Origin of the sequence: Nitrospira sp. ND1 (genome assembly GCF_900170025.1) — a bacterium.
Classification (GTDB): domain Bacteria; phylum Nitrospirota; class Nitrospiria; order Nitrospirales; family Nitrospiraceae; genus Nitrospira_A.
Genome location: NZ_FWEX01000006.1, coordinates 2,127,635 through 2,145,272, shown reverse-complemented (window position 1 = coordinate 2,145,272; position 17,638 = coordinate 2,127,635). Strand labels below are relative to the sequence as shown.

Genomic DNA, 17,638 nt, shown 5'->3' with positions numbered 1-17,638 from the left:
CCCTCTCTCAGTTGATTTTCTTGACACAGGTATCGCCGTCCAAACAGCCGTACACCGAGGTCACCGTGCTATTGGAACCGGTCGCGGGGTTACTCGCCATGCAGGTAATCCGATAGACATGTTCTGTGCCGGCCACTCCTGTGCCCTGCCCACTCTTCGTATGCGTATACAAGAGATCGATGTCGCCGTTGACTGTGAATCCGGGAAGATTCGTCATCACAAAATTCGGTGCGGTGCTCGCCACATCCGCATAGTTGACAGCCGGTGTATTTGCCGGAGCCGGCGACGGCAGATCGTAGCCATAAATTTCTGCGTACAATGTGGTGGCATTGGCCGTCGGAACCGGCCCCGTCGGCGCGATGAACGAAGCCGGGAGCACGCCTGGAGGGGACAACGTCTGCTGAATGATGTTCGCGGCCAGTCCTTCACACGAATCGGCAGCCGCTACCACAGCCTCGGTCGTGCGGAAAAATCCCGCCATTCGATTCTCCATGCTGGTCACCGTGATGGAGGCGATGCCGAGTATGGTGAGAATCAACAACATCAACATGACGGTGAGCAATGCGATGCCCTGCTGATTGTTCAATCCGGCTCCTCCGCCCTCGCGACCCGCGCCGTGCATGCCCTGTTGCAGATTCATCACGTCGTCTCTCGTTACAGGTTTCTCGGTTGAATCGTGCGGATCATCACGCGCCGGCGCTGTTGCATATAAGTACTCGCGTTATAACCCGCATCCGCAGATGGATTATGGTCGCCGACGATCACAGGCCCGGTGGTATTGACGGCCTTGGTTCCCTTCTCATCTAGACCGTCATCCGCATTCGTCGGCCTCACCACCAGGCTCACTTGCGCCAGCCTGATCTTATCCGGCGTCCACGGGGCAATCGCCCACGCACTGTTGGAGACAAAATCTCCCTGCGTGAAGGTGGGAAATCCCGACGTCGAGGAGGCATCTTGATCATCGACAACCCCGTCCGGGAATAAGGGATTGGGGACGGCTTGATTGCAGCCGTCACAGGCATAGGCGAGTTGCAAGTCTTCCACGCCATCGACCAGCGGCACGTTGTTTCGCACGAGGCAAGGCGTGTCACTGCCGCAGGTCGCCGGCGTATTCGCCACCACTTGATACCGCACGCATTGCATCAAATACACAGGCGTGCCGACCGGGAATTGTCCATCGACGAAGTTTCCGGTACCGAAGCCAATCGAAGTGGCATTGACAGCCTGCACCGTCTTTGACAATGCACCGCCGATGGAAATCGTCGATCCGACCACAAGACCTTGTGCAACCATCTCCGTCATAACGGCTCCGGAAAGACTGATGCTGTTGTCATACGTCTTATTGTTCGGCGTTCCACCGACCGCCGCCGTCAGCGTCCACCCTGTCGTATTCATCACCGGCAGCACCATCGACACGCTATCGGTCCCGGTATCCGCACCTGTCGGCGTTTGGTCTTGGGGCAGCAGTCCAACCGGCTTGACGATGGCGCCGATGGTGGCATTACACGCGCCCACGGATCCGGTTGCCGGATCGGTCGCATTGTAATTAAAGCCGGCCAGTTTGATATCCCTGCTGAGCAAGTCGATGGCCAATCGAACATTCTGCTGCGTGTCTGCGACCTGCGTGTTGACGACATTGGCGCGATTCGAAGTGACTACCGTGGTCATCGTCGCCGCCACAATCACCACCGTGATCAGGACAGCTGCCATCAGTTCCACGAGAGTGAAGCCCTGCTGGTTCCAGTCGAATCTACGCATCGTCATGCTCCAGGCTACGCCTATTCCGGCGCGACCACCGTCGTAAATATCGCGGTCTTGGTCCGAGCCGTGCTCACATCCGTCTGTCTGGTTTGCCAGCTGACGGTCACCGTGACAAGGAACCGGTTCATCGTCACCGGATTCGCGGTGGGGTCCGGATCAAGGCGGGCCGCGGTGACAAGTCCAGTGGCACCCGTGAGACCGGAATTCGCCACGAGCGCCTGCCATTGGGTGCAATCTCCCAACGCCATGCGTTGAGTGTTCGCGCTCTGCGCGCAGGCCACGCTCGTGTTGGTGTTATGGTAGTCCAAAACACGCTGCCGGTTATTTTGAATGCGCTCCGCCATATCGGCGGCGATATTGGTCACGCGCGACATGTCGTTGGCATCGACATTCTTGCCCAGCGACATCCCCGAGAGACCCGCTAATCCCAACAGTCCGACCGAGAGCACACCGGCCGCAATCATGGCTTCCAACAGCGTAAACCCCCGCTGTGCGGCGGCGAGCAGACTGAAGCAGGGGTGTGAGTTTTGACGGTGTTTCATTGGGCCTCTATGGGCACGTCGCATGCGCACACCAGTTCACCTTGCCTGCCGGAGTGACGACCACGGAATAGGTGGTCCCCTGTTGGGACGTCAGCGCCACAGGAACATTCGCCGCAGCCCCGCTCAACCCTTGCTGGGTGAATTGAATCGTCGGACCTCCCGTGAATCCGACGACGGCCTGGGGCAACACAATAGGGGCTAACGCACCTCCGAAATCGACATTCACCCTGCCCGACACAAGGACCAATGTGGCTGTGACGGCAAGATTCCGATTCATCGCTGCCATCCGGGCCAGGTTGAGACTGCCAGCCAATTCCGTTGTGGCTTGTTTCAGCTGATAGCGGGCATTCCATTGAAGATAGTTGGGGACGGCCACCATGGCCAGAATCCCGACAATCGCGACCGCTATCATCACCTCGATAAGGGTGAAGCCCCTCTGGCGGTGGACAGCAGCAGACCGTTGGAGAGAGATAGAGACACACATGGCAACAGCCAGATGAGCAAGTGCCATGCCGATGGATATGACATGGGACGATGGCCTAACAGATTGATATATCAAACCCATTCATACTGGACGGCGTACAATTCCGAGCGTTCCGTGATCACTTCGATGACAATTTTTGTCGGATGTCTGGCGTACTTCACCTACTGGTGGGCCAGGAATGATGAGAGAGGAAGGGCGCAAGAGAAGCCGCGACCAACCTCTTGATGCGGGCAGAGACCGGAAAAACTCACCCAGGATAGGCGCCAGATCAAGCGGGCTGTTTCTGACGTTCACCCGCGCATAATTAACAAGCAGGAGCGGCCTTGAACGGAGAGTATCGCCCTGGGCAAAACGTGAGACACGGCGAACGCGAGGGCACTATTTGATCGCAACTGCCCGCACCTGTTTATACGTGGTGAGTCCTTGCAGCACTTTCTCGATACCGTCTTGCACCAACGTCCTCATCCCGTCACTCTTTGCGAGTGTGAGTAGTTCCCCGGTGCGCGCCCTGGCCTGAATCAGTGCCTTCATGGAATCAGACACCACCATCAACTCATGGATGGGCACTCGTCCACGGTACCCGGTCTGGTTACACGTGTCACACCCTCGTCCACGAAACAGTGTGAGCCCCAGATTATATGCAGGATGCACGCCTTCCCAATCACCCTCCCCAAAGGCCTGCACGAGTTCGTCATATTCGCTGCTCGTGGGATGGTAGGCCTCGCGGCAGTTGGGACAGATGCGCTTGCACAACCGCATCGCCAACACTCCCAACATGGCATCTGAAAAATTGAACGGGTCGCACCCCAGATCGAGCAATCGCACCACAGTCTCGACGGCACTATTCGTATGAATGGTACTGAACACCAAGTGTCCGGTCAGAGAGGCTTCAATGGCAATATCCGCCGTCTCCTTGTCCCGCATTTCCCCGATCATGATCACGTCCGGATCTGCTCTCAGGAAGGCCCTCATGGTCGTGGCAAAAGTGAGTCCAATCTTGGGATGAACCTGCACCTGCCGCAATCCATCTTGCGTAATCTCGATCGGATCCTCCGCCGTCCAGATCTTTCGCTCATCGGTATTAATCGACGCCAGAATGGCATGTAAGGTGGTGGTCTTTCCTGATCCGGTCGGACCGGCGCACAGGACGATGCCATGCGGCTTTTGAGCCAACTGTCCTACGAGCCGGCGTGTGCCGTCGCTGAACTCCAGATCCTCCAAGCGGCGAGCTCCGTGGGCGGTCAGCAGGCGAATCACAACATCTTCATTGAAGCCCGAAGTGGGAAGTGTTGCCACCCTCAATTCGATCTCCTGCCCCGTACCCAACTTGAACCGGATTTTGCCATCCTGCGGCTTGCGCCGCTCGGCAATGTCCAGACTGGCCATAATCTTCAGGCGGGAGACGATCGCCCGGCGATAGGCCGCCGGAATCTTCATGTACGTAAAGCAGGTGCCATCGACGCGGAAGCGCACAGCCGTTTCCTTTCGATCGGCATAGGGCTCAATATGGATATCCGATGCCCCGCGCCGATAGGCGTCGGTAATGATCTGATTGGCGAGCCGGACGATGGCCGAATCGTTTTCCGTGATTGCCGCAATCGTCGCATTTTGTTGTTCTTCGAGCTGCGCTTCACTGACCAGCTCGCCAAGAATGTCGGATATCGCATCGCCCGACTCACGCCCTTGAATGGCATTCAACAACCGTGCAATATCGCAACGGAGTCCGACACGATAGGACAGTGCCTGGCCTGGAAACGCTCGCCGCACATCGAACAGCTTGTCCGGATTGTGCGGGTCGTCGATCAGGACTTCGATTCCGTTGCCCTGACGCCTGAGCGGAACCCAATGGTTCATCCGAAGATAATCCAAGCTGAGATTCTTCAATAACTCCCGCTCCATGACCGTGCGCTCGTCATAGGCGAGAAACGGGCAGTCATAGAATTCTGCCAGTGCGGCACCGAGCGCCGGCTTCGGTATCCGATACCGCTCCATGAGCACGGTCGCCACATCGAGCCGTTTTCGCGCGGCTTCAGCCGTGGCGAGCACTAACTCCTCCTGTTGTAGAAAACCCTGTTCGACGAGCCGGTGGTAGCAAGTGGCGGAGCGCGTCTGCGCCAAAGGGCTGACCGCTTGGGAACACTCACTGACTGGTAACATGGGCACCGTGGCACGACTCATGGGACCGATTCCTTTCTGAATACCGTGGAGACGATTCGATTGTAGATGATTGTCTGAACTCAACATGCTGACAGAGTAACCGCATCAACCTCGTAGCGCTGCCGTCAAATTTTGGCCTGCCAGCTTCCAGGGGCCACAAACACCAGCGGCATGCCCTGCACCAGCCCATCGCGGAGGTCGTGGTTGTACCAAACGTCCAACATCCCCGACCCGTTCGTGCCGTCCACGATCGCCCCTTGTGCCACCACCCCACCGTAGACTTTGAGATGCCCTGCATACCGCACGTCACCCGCGACATACAGAACACCCTGCAGATGAATACCGGACAGTTGAACAGGAATCCTGGCTCCAAGAGATTGCTGACCTTCCGGCGGTGGACTGAGAGCTGAAACCGGTTTCCCATGCGCCCCTGCCTTCCAGAGCACATGCGCATTCACAATGAAGATGCCCTCGGCATACTCTTGATCAAGCACGATCGTCCCCAAATTATCCGGTCGTGGCGGCATCCCATCAAGCGTGTCGACGAAGATCAATCCACGATGGTCACCGGGGCCCCTCGAGGCAAACACTTCCGAGGCTGGGTGCCCCGCTCCTGGCTGAATCACACCGCCGGCATAGAGCAATCCATCCCGGTCTATGCCGTAGTACTGCCCGAACTGCGTGGCCATTCGCTTCAAGGTGTCGTAATCCCACTGGTCTACCTTGAGACCGGGCACCGGATCCTGGTGCGTGTGAAGATTCAGTGGAACTCCCGACCAGGCCTCTGCCGGAAGCTGCGCAAAAAAGGCGTCGCCACCGAGTCGGATGGTGAACCAGCGATCCTCGCGGTGCGTCATTTCGTCATAGGACTGCCCCGTCACCGGCGCCAACCCGCTCTTCATCGGGACCGCCTCCGGCCGAGGGAAATACGCCTTGCCACGTACCACCATGTCGCCCCAATGGGCGAACACGGAACCGGCTGAGGATGGCGCGGACTCATTTCCCACTGTGCCGCCCTGGATCGGCGCGTGCAGCGCCGGAACAGCATAGGCGCCGAATTCGACTGATACTGTTTTCGTTACCCGTGAGGTATGGCCGGCTCCGGCCGTCACCTCCACCGTGCAGAGCAGTCCTGGCCGCGTCGCCCCATAGACTCGTAACTTGAGAATCCTCGCAAGCCCCTTGAGGGATTTGAACCAACCCGTTTGAGGATCGTTCATAAGCCGGTCGTGCTGAGCATGGGCCGCATCGAAGACCACATCCGGAGACGCACCGGTTCCCGCAAACTGTGCGCGCCCCTGTGCATCGAAATAGGAGGCATCTCCCTGTGCATTCACCAGCCGTTTCGTCAACCACGTCGTCTCGACTCCCTGCGGATGCAGCGCAGGATCATGAAACCATCCCATCACCACATCAACCGCCGCTTCAGCGGCGTGGTGCGCAAGCCGTTCCTCTTGTAACGCACTGGCGCCGACGATCTCCTGGCCGGCCAACTGCATAGAAGTCATCCCCAGCAAGGTCAGCAGAAACACCACCATGAGCACCGCCAACAACGCCATTCCCCTCTCATCTCGCCGCACCGCAATTCGTGATCGTCCCATGCTTGTCTTCATAGTTATTCCTTTTACCTATTACATCCGGATTGCCACGTCCCGCACCAGCCTCGATCCTTGTCGTCCGGCCTGTATCGCCAAACGTACCCGCACCACCTCGCTCAAGTCCGTCGTCACACGCCCATCCCTATCAAAATATTGCAGATCGAACTGACTCACATCGCCCAAGAGCGTACTCGCACCGCCATCCACATCACGCATGACCCGCATCGCCCCATCATCCTGGCGCTTCACGTAGTAACGCACTCGATTCAGCAGGAATATGGCGCTACGCACAGGAAACTGTTCGGCAGTCGGTGTCACCAATGTCAGCGTCTGCTTCCGTCCATCGGCAGCCAACTGATTCCAGGCGCAATGCACGGCTGTGCACACCAGTAGTTGCTTGCCTTTCGGCCAACCGGCTCCGTCTTCGACGGGGAGATCCTGGCGGCCGATTTCTGCGACTTGTGTCAGCGTAGTCGACGCACCACTCAAGTTGGCGAAGAATTCGATCTCGTCCGACTTCGCCTTGAGAAACGGCGAGTCTTCACCTAGCAACCCGGCTCCAGCCAGACGTACTTCGCTGCACAGCACATCCAGTCCGAGGCGCAGGTCCTGATTCGTCACCATCGTCGAATGCTGTCCGCTGAACCGCAAGCCGACTGAGGAAAAGACATGAATCGAAGCGGATATTGCGATACTGCTGATCGCCATTGCGATGAGGAGTTCTATGAGACTCGCTCCGGCAGAGCCGAGGCACCACCCAATATTCATGCGCTTCGGCGCGTTCGAACCGTTGACCATGCCGCGCCTCATGACAACACAGACAGGCCGACATACCGAGGATTGGCCCTGATCGTGCGAACGCGAACCTCTTTCTCCTGCCCTCCCATAGTCCGGAAGATTGCACGCGCCTCGATAGTCGCCAGGCTCGCCCCGGCCGGCTCGTGGCCGCGATTCAGTTCCACGGTCCAGACAAGCCGGATGTTGGACTGGGTGGCACTGGCCGTGAAGATGCCGTCGCCGTTCGTCTGATCATCCTGCAAGCCATCGTCGTGCATGACGGACTCCACTATTCCGTCTTGGTCCACGTCGTCCATCAACAACCGCTCCCACGCCACACTCCGCTTCGCCTCCAGGCGTGATTCAGCGAGCGCCAGCGCGGTTGTCGTCAACGCCCCGCGCTGCAGACCGCGCTCAGCCCATTCACACATGCCGATCGTTCCGATCACGCCGATCGACAGCACCACCAACGCCACCATGCTCTCCACGAGGGTGAACCCTCTGGCACTCATCAACGCAGATCGTCGCGTCACAAGATTCGGCTCACATTGGGTCATGACAGGGTCACCCGTCCGGTGATGCTCACCGTGACTTGATGTGTCGCACGACGACCGTCGACCAGGACCATGGTGGTCGCCGTGGCCGAACGACCGCTGGGCTGAAACATGATTTCCGGTTTCGTCGTCATCGACTCAACCGCCGTGCCTTTGTGAGCGAACTCATACCGGCGCAGCAAGCTTGTGTCACAGTCCATGCATTCCGTGCGCAATTCAGACTGTTCCGCATCCACGACCACTCGAATACGCTCATGCCTCGCCATCGCCAATTGCCGGGCCATGCGCAACTCCGATGCGATCTCCACCATCACCGCGCGCTGTTGATGTTTTGCGACAAGGGCGGCCCATCCAGGCACACTCACGCCCACCACAATCCCGATGATCGCGACTACCGTACACAGCTCCACAAGACTCCCGCCACGTTCGTTCATACCGGCTCCTTTCTTCGAGCGCGTAGAGCATTTCCAAGTTCCATGCCGTTTCTCATTCCCGACGCCTGTAGAAGCAATGAGGCCGCCTCTTCTACGAAGCGGCCGGCGAAGCTATAGAAATGTTGAGGAAATCTGCCGTGAGCCGTGGAATGTTACCTGAGGTAGGACAGAAAAAAGCGCGTGAACAGTTATGAACTGTTCCGAATCGGATACAGTCAGTCATCCGTTCAGATACAGTTCGGCGAGGCGCTGATCCTTTGAAATTGGCTCTGGGTAACGATTTGAAGGCAGTTACTGAGGAATGTCGATCAGCGCCCAATACCACTCAAGCAGGGGCTGATGAAACAACAGGGCAAGGATTGATCCCACTGCCAAGAACGGTCCGAATGGAATGTACTGCTCACGCCGCATGACCCCGATGGCGATGAGCCCGACACCGACAATGGACCCCAGAAAAGATCCGATCATAATCGCCAACAACACCGGCTGCCAGCCAAGGAAGGCCCCGACCATGGCCATCAGCTTGATATCCCCGCCCCCCATCCCTTCCTTCCCGAAAACATAGGGACTGATCCAAGCTAAAAACCATAAGATCCCGCCGCCCAACAACACACCGAGCAAGGAATCGACAAGTCCGATCGGGAGGATCAAGATGGCACACAGCAGACCGATGACGATTCCCGGCAGCGTAACGGCGTCCGGGATCATCGTATGGGAAAGGTCGGTCCCCGTCACCACGATAAGCGCAGACGCCAGCGCCGCATAGGCCCAGGCCGCCGGCGCAAACCCAAACGTCCAAAAGACCAGCACGTATCCGATCGCGTTGGCCGCTTCCACCACTGGGTACTGAATCGCAATTGGCGCATGGCAGGCCCGGCAGCGGCCCCGCAGAAGCAGATAACTCACAATCGGAATGTTGTCGTAGAAAGCAATGGCCTGGCGACAGGAGGGACAGTGAGAGGCCGGCCAGGCAACCGACTCTTCACGCGGCAGGCGGTAGATACAGACATTCAAAAAACTGCCAATCACCGCGCCGAATAGCAGTACCGTAACGTATGAAATCATGAACATTCCTGAAACAATGTGGCCAGGCTCGACATGATCCCCCTCCTAAGTATACGTATTTAATCCTAGGTCAATAAGAGCAGGCACAAGGCCCCCTCGTCTTGGCTCTTTCCATTTACAAACGCCGGGGGCACTGCGTATAATCCGGGAGCAATTTGGGCGCGGAAGATCGCAAACCTCAATCAGTGAATTGCCTTTACCTGAAGTGGAGCTAGATGTACATGTCGCCAGTCGCCAAGACCACGAAAAGTCGAGCCAAAGTATCCGCACCGGATCCGGTCCTTCCCCCTCGCAAACGACGTCCCGAAGCCCTCACAACCCGCGAGCAGGAAATCCTTGAGTTGATCTGGACCGGATTCAAGAACAAAGAAATTGCTCAGCGGTTAAAGATCAGCGTCAAGACAGTCGAGGCGCATCGGGCGAATATGATGAAAAAGATCCGGGTCTCCAATACCGCCCAACTGCTCAAGGCCGCCATCCAAGGGAAAATGCTGAAGCTCCGGTGAGCCCTTCGCATCCTTCCTTACGGCTTCTTTCCCGCACCTTCCCGACGTTGACGCAATGCCTCATACAGCACGATGGCTGCTGATGCCGAGACATTGAGCGAGCTGACTTTCCCCATCATGGGAATGTGGGCGGCCTCATCGCAGGCGTCACGCACCCCTGGGCGAACCCCCGTCCCTTCCCCGCCGAAGACGAGCGCTACCGGGCCGCTGAAATCCAGCGCGGTATAGGGCTTCGGAGCCTCAGCATCCAACGCATAGACCCAGATGCCTGCGCCTTGAAGACGTTCGATCAAGCGCGACAGATTCGGCACGCGCCCGACGGGCATGTAATCGACAGCCCCGGCAGAGGCCTTTGCCACGACACTCGTCAGCCCCACTGCGCGGCGCTCCGGAATAAAGACGCCTTGCACACCCGACGCCTCGGCCGTTCGCAGAATCGCCCCGAGGTTGTGCGGGTCTTCCACACCGTCCAACAGGACCAGCAGTGGCGTCTGCCCTTCAGCCTGTGCGGAAGCGAGAATATCGTCCGGCTCCGCATAGGCTTTGGCAGCGACCACACCCACCACCCCCTGGTGGTGACCGGAAGGAACCAGGCGATCCAATGCAGCCCGCGGTTCCACTCGCACGGGCACACGCTGATCCCTGGCCAGACGCGCGATTTCCCCGAACTGTCGGTCGGTTCCCAACACGAGGAGACGTTGGATCGGACGAACCCCGGCGCGAAGCGCTTCGCGCACGGCGTGGAGGCCGTAGATCACCTCCAGCGAGTTATCGTTTCCATCGACTGGTGCCATCCGGCCGGTCCTCAATCGTAATGCCATGGGAGGCCAACTCTGCTCGTAACTGGTCGGCGAGTTGGTAATTCTTCGATCGCTTTGCGGCGAGACGTGCGGCTAGCTTGTCGGCAATGTCCTCATCTGACAGGGTGTCCGTGGATGCCTCCGCTCCGCCGGATGATGGCTGCTGCCGCTGACTTTTAAATCGCCAGGTGTCGGTCTGGAGGAGTCCCAGGACGATCCCTAAGACGCGGAACTCTTGCCGCACCACCCGGCGCATCTCACCGGACAATCCGACCTCGAGAGCCTTGTTCGCTTCCCCACGTAACGTCTGTAAGGCGGCCACCGCATTGGGCGTATTCAGATCATCGTCCATGGCGGCCACGAATGCCGCTCGCGCCCGCATCGTGGACTCCTGCATCTGCTGATCGGCCGCACCATGGGCTGGGGCCGATTCATTCAGCCGTTCAAAGAGATCGTAAAATCCGTTGAGTGCGTTTTTCGCTTCGTTCAGACTCTGATCGGAAAAATCCAAGGGGCTTCGATAGTGTGTAGAAAGGAGGAAATAGCGCAGCATCTCGCCGGTCACCGTGTCGGACCATTCCGACTTCTGAAAGATTTCGCGAATAGTAAAAAAATTGCCCAGCGACTTGGACATCTTCTCTTGATTGATCTGCACGAACCCGTTGTGCACCCAGTACCGCGCGAACTCCTTGCCCGTGGCCCCGCAGGATTGCGCGATCTCATTTTCGTGGTGGGGGAAAATGAGATCCATCCCGCCGCCATGGATATCGAAGGTTTCACCAAGATGCCGCATGGCCATAGCGGAACATTCGATATGCCAGCCGGGACGACCCGGGCCCCAGGGGCTATCCCAGGAAGGCTCACCGGGCTTGCTGCCTTTCCACAGCGCGAAATCCATCGGGTGCCGTTTCCGCTCATCGACATCCACCCGTGCTCCTGCCTGCAAATCATCGACGTTCCGCTTCGAGAGCCGGCCGTACACCGGATACCGATCGACCTGGAAATAGACATCCCCGTCGACACGATACGCCATTCCCTTGGCGAGCAACGTGTCGACAAGCCTCACAATGTCGGCGATATGTTCCGTCGCTCTGGGTTCGAGCGTCGCGCGGCGCACACCGAGCTTGTCCATATCCTCGTAATAGGCGTTGATGTAGGTGGTGGTGACGTGCTCGCAGCTCACGCCCTGTTCATTCGCCCGCTTGATGATCTTGTCATCGACATCCGTGAAGTTCTTGGCAAACTCGACGACGAAACCTGAATATTCCAGATACCGGCGCAACACGTCGAACACCAGCGCACTCCGCGCATGTCCGATGTGACAATAGTCGTACACCGTCACCCCGCACACATACATGCGGACCTTGCCGGGCACCAAGGGTTCAAACGGCTCTTTGCTTCCGGTCAGGGTATTGTGGACACGCAACATAACGCGCAATTACTCCATAGACGGACGACGCTTCGGCCAGTGGGACCAGAGAAAATACCCGAGGCCCACGGCAAGACACAACCCGATCACCAGATCCGCGTGATGGAAATACTGACGTAATTGATTCCAGTGCTCCCCCATCTTCAAGCCCACATAGGCCAACGCATAACAGAAGGGAAGCGCTCCGACAAATGAATAGAGCACGAACTTCTTGACGTCCATGCGCGCAATCCCCGCCGGGAGAGAGATGAACGTTCGAACTACGGGCAGTAGACGGCCGATCAACACCGCCGCCTCTCCATGTTTCGCAAACCACCGATCGGCCAGTTCCATATCATGCTGCGACACCAGAACATATCGGCCATAGCGCTCGACAAACGGTCGCCCTCCCCACACACCCACGTAGTAGGCCACCAACGACCCCAGCACGTTCCCGATGGCGCCGGCAAGGGTCACGCCCATCATCGAGAATTGGCCGGTGGAGACCAGGTAGCCGGAAAACGGCATGATGATTTCACTCGGCAGCGGGATACAGGCGCTTTCGATCGCCATCGTAATGACAATACCCGTATAGCCGAACGTCGAAATCGTGGCGATCACGAACCGGCCGAGCACTTCTATCAGCCACTCGATCAATCCGGTCACGCCTGGGCTCTCCTTCGAGGATGCGGCTTCACCGTTTTGGGACGCGCGGATGGTCGCGAGAGCGGTTGCTCCCACGCCTTGAACTGTTCCAGCACCTCATGATGGGTCGTGTCGAGATGAATCGGGGTCACCGACACCATGCGCTGCTCCAGCGCTTCGTGGTCGGCATCGTTCTCGCGACTCCACGACTGACGCGTCCCGGCGATCCAGTAATACTTCCGACCCCTCGGATCGACTTTTTCAACGATGGGGTTGTTGAAACGACGCCGACTCAAACAGGTCACTTTCACACCCTTGATCGACCGGACCGGAACATTCGGAATATTCACGTTCAGGATCGTTTCCGGCGGCAATCCATGCCGCAATACCTCAGCAGCCACTCGAGCCGCATACTGCGCTCCGACATCGAATCGAAATGTCTCGTTGCCTTCCTGAGACACGGCTATCGAAGGAATGCCTAGGATCGTTCCTTCCAGAGCCCCCGACACGGTGCCGGAATACATCACATCGTCGCCGAGATTGACCCCTCGATTAATCCCCGACACAATCAACGACGGCCGCCCTGGCAATACCTTCACCAGAGCCAAGTTGACACAGTCTACGGGCGTCCCGTTCACCATAAATACACGGGGTGCCATCTTGGTAAGACGAAGGGGCTTATGTAACGTGACCGCATGCCCGACTGCCGTGCGCTCCCGGTCGGGTGCGACAATCCACACCTCCCCCAATGCACCCAACGCCGCCGCGACCGCGTGAATCCCGGGAGACGTAATTCCATCGTCATTGGTCACAAGGATCCGTACACGCGCCACAACCGCTCCTTTATGCTTCGCACACGTCGTGAAAGGGGAGCACCGAAACCGCTGGATCAAGAGTGGGGACGAAAGAGGCAGGAACGCACTCGAACAAGCTCACAAGATCGTCCGCAATGATCAACGTCCCTCAGGACACTGACAGTGTTAGAGAACATCGTGCCGATGGTCGGGGCGGCGGGATTTGAACCCACGACCCCTCGCACCCCAAGCGAGTGCGCTACCGGGCTGCGCTACGCCCCGACACACACGACATCGATGTACCCACAATTGGACGCAGCCGCCCGCATCACAAGAACGGTTCAGGACGAATGGGAATCGATCATTCTAATGATCGCCTGGAGATCGCCCCTGACACGTTGTGCCAGCTCTTTCCGCGAGCCCAGCTTCTTCACGGTAACTCGTCCTCGACGAGCCCAGTAGCGCTTAACCCCGGCCAGCGTATGCCCCTCGTCATAGAGCATCCGCTTGATCTCCAGTACCGTATCTACATCTTTCTGCACATAGAGCCGCTGATTCCCACGGCTCTTCTTCGGTCTCAGGAAGCTAAACTCCGATTCCCAAAACCGCAAGACATAAGCCGGCAGTTTGGAAATCTTGCTGACTTCGCCGATTTTGTAAAAAACTTTACTTCCCAGTCGGGGCTCATTCCCCATGACCGGTCCTCATGCTGCTTGTGCTCGTAACAAGGTAGCGACTAGGAATTGACGTACTTTTTAAACACCTGACTGGGCCGAAACGTGACCACTCGACGGGGAGTAATCCCGATTTCTTCTCCGGTTCGCGGGTTCCGTCCCTTGCGAGCCCCTTTGCTTCGTACTACAAAATTCCCGAATCCTGCAATTTTGACCGCGTCACCTTTTTGCAGCACTCCCTTCAGCAGATTGAGCACGAGTTCGACGATATCGGCTGCATCGTTCTTGGAGACTCCAACCTGCTTGAAGATTTCGTTCGCGATATCCGCCTTTCTCATGCCTTTCCCCCCGCCATCCACTAGAGTCGTTCCTTAGGAAGTGCTTCTTGGTGTCGAGCGTCCAAGACAAAGAATTTCCCCATAAGTTACGTGAGGTTACCTGCCCTGTCAAGGATTATGTGCGCCCGACGGAGGTGAAAAGAGCCTAGCGATCCGCCAGCAGCAATTTATACTCAATGCTGTCCGCCAACGCCTGCCAACTCGCTTCCATAATGTTTTCCGACACACCGACGGTGCCCCACTTGTCCTTATGGTCGCCCGACTCGATCAGGACGCGCACCTTTGATTCCGTCCCTTTATCCGCAGAGAGCACACGGACCTTATAGTCGAGGAGCTTCACTTCCCGAAGTTGCGGATAGAATTTTTCCAAGGCTTTGCGGAGCGCATGGTCGAGGGCATTCACAGGACCGGCCCCGACGGCGGCCGTATGCTCGACGACCTCCCCGACCTTCACCATCACGGTGGCTTCCGACAGCAGCAGACCGTGCTCCTGCTTCTTCTCGACGATCACCCGGAAACCAAGCAGCTGAAAGGACGGGCGATGGCTGCCCATCGCTTTGCGCATCAGCAACTCAAACGATCCTTCCGCGCCTTCGAATTGATACCCTTGGCTTTCACGCTCCTTGAGCGTCTCGACCAGTTCCTGCAACTTTGCGTGATTCTTGTTCAGTGAAATGCCGTACGCTTCAACCTTTTCCAGGAGCCCGCTGCGCCCCGCATAATCCGACACCAAGATCCGACGGCGGTTTCCGACCGCTGCGGGATCGATGTGTTCGTAGGTCGCCGCATTCTTGAGCACCGCATGAATATGCACGCCGCCCTTGTGCGCAAACGCCGCGTCACCGACATACGGTTGCCGCTTATTGGGCATCAGGTTGGCGATCTCCGTCACGAACCCGGATACATCCTTCAGGTGCGTCAGCTTATTGCCGAGCGCAGGCCGCTGCATTTTCAACTGTAGATTCGGGATGATGGAGCAGAGATTGGCATTGCCGCATCGTTCACCGATGCCGTTGATCGTCCCCTGCACCTGCAGAATGCCCGACTCCACGGCGACGAGCGAGTTCGCCACCGCCATTTCGCTGTCGTTGTGCGCATGAATCCCCAATGGCACGGGACATTCCTGCTTCACAATGCGGCAAATTTCACGGATTTCCCACGGCATGGTCCCGCCGTTGGTATCACAGAGAATGACCCGCTCGGCTCCTCCGGCAATCGCTCTGCGAATCGTCTGCAACGCATAGTCGGGATTGGCCTTATACCCGTCGAAAAAATGCTCGGCATCGTAAAACACCCGGCGATCCTTGGACCGCAGGTAGTGAATCGAGTCTTCGATCAACTCCAAATTCTTGGCGAGCGCAATGCCCAGTGCATCCGTCACTTGAAACGACCAACTCTTGCCGAAGAGCGTAATGGTCGGAGTTCCTGACGCGAGCAGTTCTTGAAGATTTTTATCTTTTCGAACCGAGTTGCTGGCTTTGCGCGTCGACCCGAACGCCACGATGGTCGCATTCTTAAAGGGAATGGTCTTGACCGTGCGAAAGAACTCGATGTCTTTCGGATTCGCGCCAGGCCACCCACCTTCAATGAAATGCACACCGAGTTCATCCAACCGTTGCGCCACCCGGAGTTTATCCTCCACGGAGAAACTGACATCCTCCGCCTGAGCCCCATCCCGCAAGGTGGTATCGTAGATTTCGAGCGCGGACGCCTGCGCCGCCGTGAGCGACGGCACCGAAACAGGTTCCGAACCGCGAGGGCGCCGCGGCGCTGTGTTGCGACGTTTCATAGATGTGAGAGTAGCAGGGTCATGACGGACCTGTCGAGGAGACGGCACACCGACCGTGACCGCCCTCCGAGCAGACTAGCCCAGGGCAGGCGCCGAAACCCGATCCAGGCCGAACGCCGTGTGAAGCGTACGCATGGCCAATTCCAAATACTTTTCCTCGATGACACAGGAAATCTTAATTTCCGACGTGCTGATCATCATGATGTTCACGCCTTCGCGCGAGAGCACCTCGAACATCTTTGCCGCCACTCCGGAATGCGACCGCATACCCACCCCGATGAGCGACACCTTGGCGATGGATTCCGTCACAGCCACCGACCGGGCGCCGATCTCTTCGGACAGACGCTGAACGAGATCGACGGCATTACGCAAATCAGCCTTGGGGACCGTGAACGAAATGTCGGTGGTGGAGGCCTGGCTGACGTTTTGGATGATCATATCCACCACAATGTTGGCATTGGCCACGGCCCCGAATACGCGCGCGGCGATCCCTGGCCGATCCGGCACACCGACAATCGTAATCTTGGCCTGATTGCGGTCCCCCGTCACACCCGACACCATGACCCCTTCCATATCGGCATCTTCACGTGTCACGAGCGTTCCCTTTCCTTCTTTGAAACTTGAATTGACCTCCACCGGCACGGAGTACTTGGCCGCAAACTCCACCGAGCGACTCTGCAGCACCTTGGCGCCGAGGCTTGCCATTTCCAACATCTCTTCGTAGGAGATCTTATCCAGACGCCGCGCAGCCGGCACGATGTTCGGGTCGGCAGTGTAGACACCGTCCACATCCGTATAAATAATGCAGCGGTCGGCCTTGAGCGCCGCCGCCAGCGCAACGGCTGTCAGATCGGAACCTCCCCGGCCCAGCGTCGTGACATCCGAGCTGGCGTTAATGCCCTGGAATCCCGCCACAACGGGGATCACGCCCGCAGACAACGCTTCCTTGATTCGATCAGCCGTGACGCGGGAAATTCTAGCTTTAGTGTGCGCGCTGTCGGTGTGAATGCCGACCTGCCGGCCCGTGAAGGACCGGGCATTCACCCCTCGCCCCCGGAGCTCCATGGCGAGCAACGCAATAGTCACGCGCTCCCCTGTCGAGAGCAGCATGTCCAATTCCCGCTCGTCCGGTGCACCGGTGACCTCATGCGCCAACTTCAGCAGTCGATCGGTTTCCCCGCTCATGGCCGACAACACCACTACCACCTGGTGGCCGTCTTTCTGAGCGCGTTCGACACGTTCGGCGACGCGATGAATCCGTTCGACCGTGCCGACGGATGTTCCCCCGTATTTTTGAACGATCAGCGCCACA

Annotated in this window: 19 protein-coding genes and 1 tRNA gene; 1 reads left to right on the top strand and 19 read right to left on the bottom strand. The window is 57.9% G+C overall.

Annotated features, from left to right (window positions below; all coding sequences use genetic code 11):
• Positions 1–7: 7 nt before the first annotated feature.
• From NSND_RS14905 to NSND_RS14860, 10 genes are all read right to left on the bottom strand, one after another.
• Positions 8–640, bottom strand: a complete 633-nt coding sequence (locus tag NSND_RS14905) for a PilX N-terminal domain-containing pilus assembly protein (protein WP_080879750.1) — start codon at positions 638–640, stop codon at positions 8–10.
• Between the two features lie 14 nt (positions 641–654).
• Entirely contained in the window at positions 655–1,758 is a 1,104-nt protein-coding gene (locus tag NSND_RS14900; RefSeq protein WP_159450806.1) for a PilW family protein, read from the bottom strand.
• 20 nt (positions 1,759–1,778) lie between these two features.
• Entirely contained in the window at positions 1,779–2,303 is a 525-nt protein-coding gene (locus tag NSND_RS14895; protein WP_159450805.1) for a prepilin-type N-terminal cleavage/methylation domain-containing protein, read from the bottom strand.
• Positions 2,304–2,310: 7 nt separating this feature from the next.
• Positions 2,311–2,787 carry a prepilin-type N-terminal cleavage/methylation domain-containing protein gene (locus NSND_RS22180; RefSeq protein WP_159450931.1) on the bottom strand — a complete coding sequence of 159 codons (477 nt, stop codon included), beginning with the start codon at positions 2,785–2,787 and terminating at the stop codon, positions 2,311–2,313.
• 378 nt (positions 2,788–3,165) lie between these two features.
• Positions 3,166–4,965: a GspE/PulE family protein gene (locus NSND_RS14885; protein WP_235000265.1), complete on the bottom strand. Its 1,800-nt coding sequence runs from the start codon at positions 4,963–4,965 to the stop codon at positions 3,166–3,168.
• Between the two features lie 104 nt (positions 4,966–5,069).
• On the bottom strand, positions 5,070–6,545 hold the full coding sequence (locus NSND_RS14880; protein ID WP_143833570.1) for a pilus assembly PilX family protein: 1,476 nt from the start codon (positions 6,543–6,545) through the stop codon (positions 5,070–5,072).
• Positions 6,546–6,575: 30 nt separating this feature from the next.
• Entirely contained in the window at positions 6,576–7,340 is a 765-nt protein-coding gene (locus NSND_RS14875) for a hypothetical protein (protein WP_080879745.1), read from the bottom strand.
• Positions 7,341–7,348: 8 nt separating this feature from the next.
• The gene (locus NSND_RS14870) at positions 7,349–7,852 is read right to left on the bottom strand and encodes a type IV pilus modification PilV family protein (RefSeq protein WP_159450804.1); all 504 of its coding nucleotides are present in this window, start codon (positions 7,850–7,852) and stop codon (positions 7,349–7,351) included.
• A 20-nt stretch (positions 7,853–7,872) separates the two neighbouring features.
• On the bottom strand, positions 7,873–8,307 hold the full coding sequence (locus NSND_RS14865) for a GspH/FimT family pseudopilin (RefSeq protein WP_080879743.1): 435 nt from the start codon (positions 8,305–8,307) through the stop codon (positions 7,873–7,875).
• 291 nt (positions 8,308–8,598) lie between these two features.
• Positions 8,599–9,372 (bottom strand): prepilin peptidase, encoded by a 774-nt coding sequence (locus NSND_RS14860; protein WP_080879742.1) that lies wholly within the window; start codon positions 9,370–9,372, stop codon positions 8,599–8,601.
• A 215-nt stretch (positions 9,373–9,587) separates the two neighbouring features.
• Here NSND_RS14860 and NSND_RS14855 point away from each other — a divergent pair, with 215 nt between their 5' ends.
• Positions 9,588–9,878 (top strand): LuxR C-terminal-related transcriptional regulator, encoded by a 291-nt coding sequence (locus tag NSND_RS14855; protein WP_080879741.1) that lies wholly within the window; start codon positions 9,588–9,590, stop codon positions 9,876–9,878.
• A gap of 17 nt (positions 9,879–9,895) precedes the next feature.
• Here NSND_RS14855 and rlmB read toward each other — a convergent pair whose 3' ends face one another.
• The 9 genes from rlmB to NSND_RS14810 all read right to left on the bottom strand — a co-directional run bounded on the left by rlmB (position 9,896) and on the right by NSND_RS14810 (position 17,637).
• Positions 9,896–10,672 carry a 23S rRNA (guanosine(2251)-2'-O)-methyltransferase RlmB gene (rlmB, locus tag NSND_RS14850; RefSeq protein WP_235000264.1) on the bottom strand — a complete coding sequence of 259 codons (777 nt, stop codon included), beginning with the start codon at positions 10,670–10,672 and terminating at the stop codon, positions 9,896–9,898.
• A complete protein-coding gene (gene cysS, locus NSND_RS14845) occupies positions 10,647–12,107 on the bottom strand; it encodes a cysteine--tRNA ligase (RefSeq protein ID WP_080879740.1) in 1,461 nt (486 codons plus the stop codon). The genes rlmB and cysS overlap by 26 nt, the downstream gene beginning before the upstream one ends.
• Before the next feature lie 9 nt (positions 12,108–12,116).
• On the bottom strand, positions 12,117–12,743 hold the full coding sequence (locus NSND_RS14840; protein ID WP_080880893.1) for a DedA family protein: 627 nt from the start codon (positions 12,741–12,743) through the stop codon (positions 12,117–12,119).
• A gap of 5 nt (positions 12,744–12,748) precedes the next feature.
• Positions 12,749–13,564: a 5'/3'-nucleotidase SurE gene (gene surE, locus NSND_RS14835; protein WP_080879739.1), complete on the bottom strand. Its 816-nt coding sequence runs from the start codon at positions 13,562–13,564 to the stop codon at positions 12,749–12,751.
• A 166-nt stretch (positions 13,565–13,730) separates the two neighbouring features.
• Positions 13,731–13,807 (bottom strand) — tRNA-Pro (locus NSND_RS14830).
• A gap of 59 nt (positions 13,808–13,866) precedes the next feature.
• Entirely contained in the window at positions 13,867–14,220 is a 354-nt protein-coding gene (locus NSND_RS14825) for a MerR family transcriptional regulator (RefSeq protein WP_080879738.1), read from the bottom strand.
• Between the two features lie 41 nt (positions 14,221–14,261).
• The gene (locus NSND_RS14820) at positions 14,262–14,537 is read right to left on the bottom strand and encodes an integration host factor subunit alpha (RefSeq protein ID WP_013250598.1); all 276 of its coding nucleotides are present in this window, start codon (positions 14,535–14,537) and stop codon (positions 14,262–14,264) included.
• A 145-nt stretch (positions 14,538–14,682) separates the two neighbouring features.
• Positions 14,683–16,272 carry a citramalate synthase gene (gene cimA / locus NSND_RS14815; RefSeq protein ID WP_080879737.1) on the bottom strand — a complete coding sequence of 530 codons (1,590 nt, stop codon included), beginning with the start codon at positions 16,270–16,272 and terminating at the stop codon, positions 14,683–14,685.
• A gap of 129 nt (positions 16,273–16,401) precedes the next feature.
• Positions 16,402–17,637 (bottom strand): aspartate kinase, encoded by a 1,236-nt coding sequence (locus NSND_RS14810; RefSeq protein ID WP_080879736.1) that lies wholly within the window; start codon positions 17,635–17,637, stop codon positions 16,402–16,404.
• Position 17,638 lies beyond the last annotated feature (1 nt).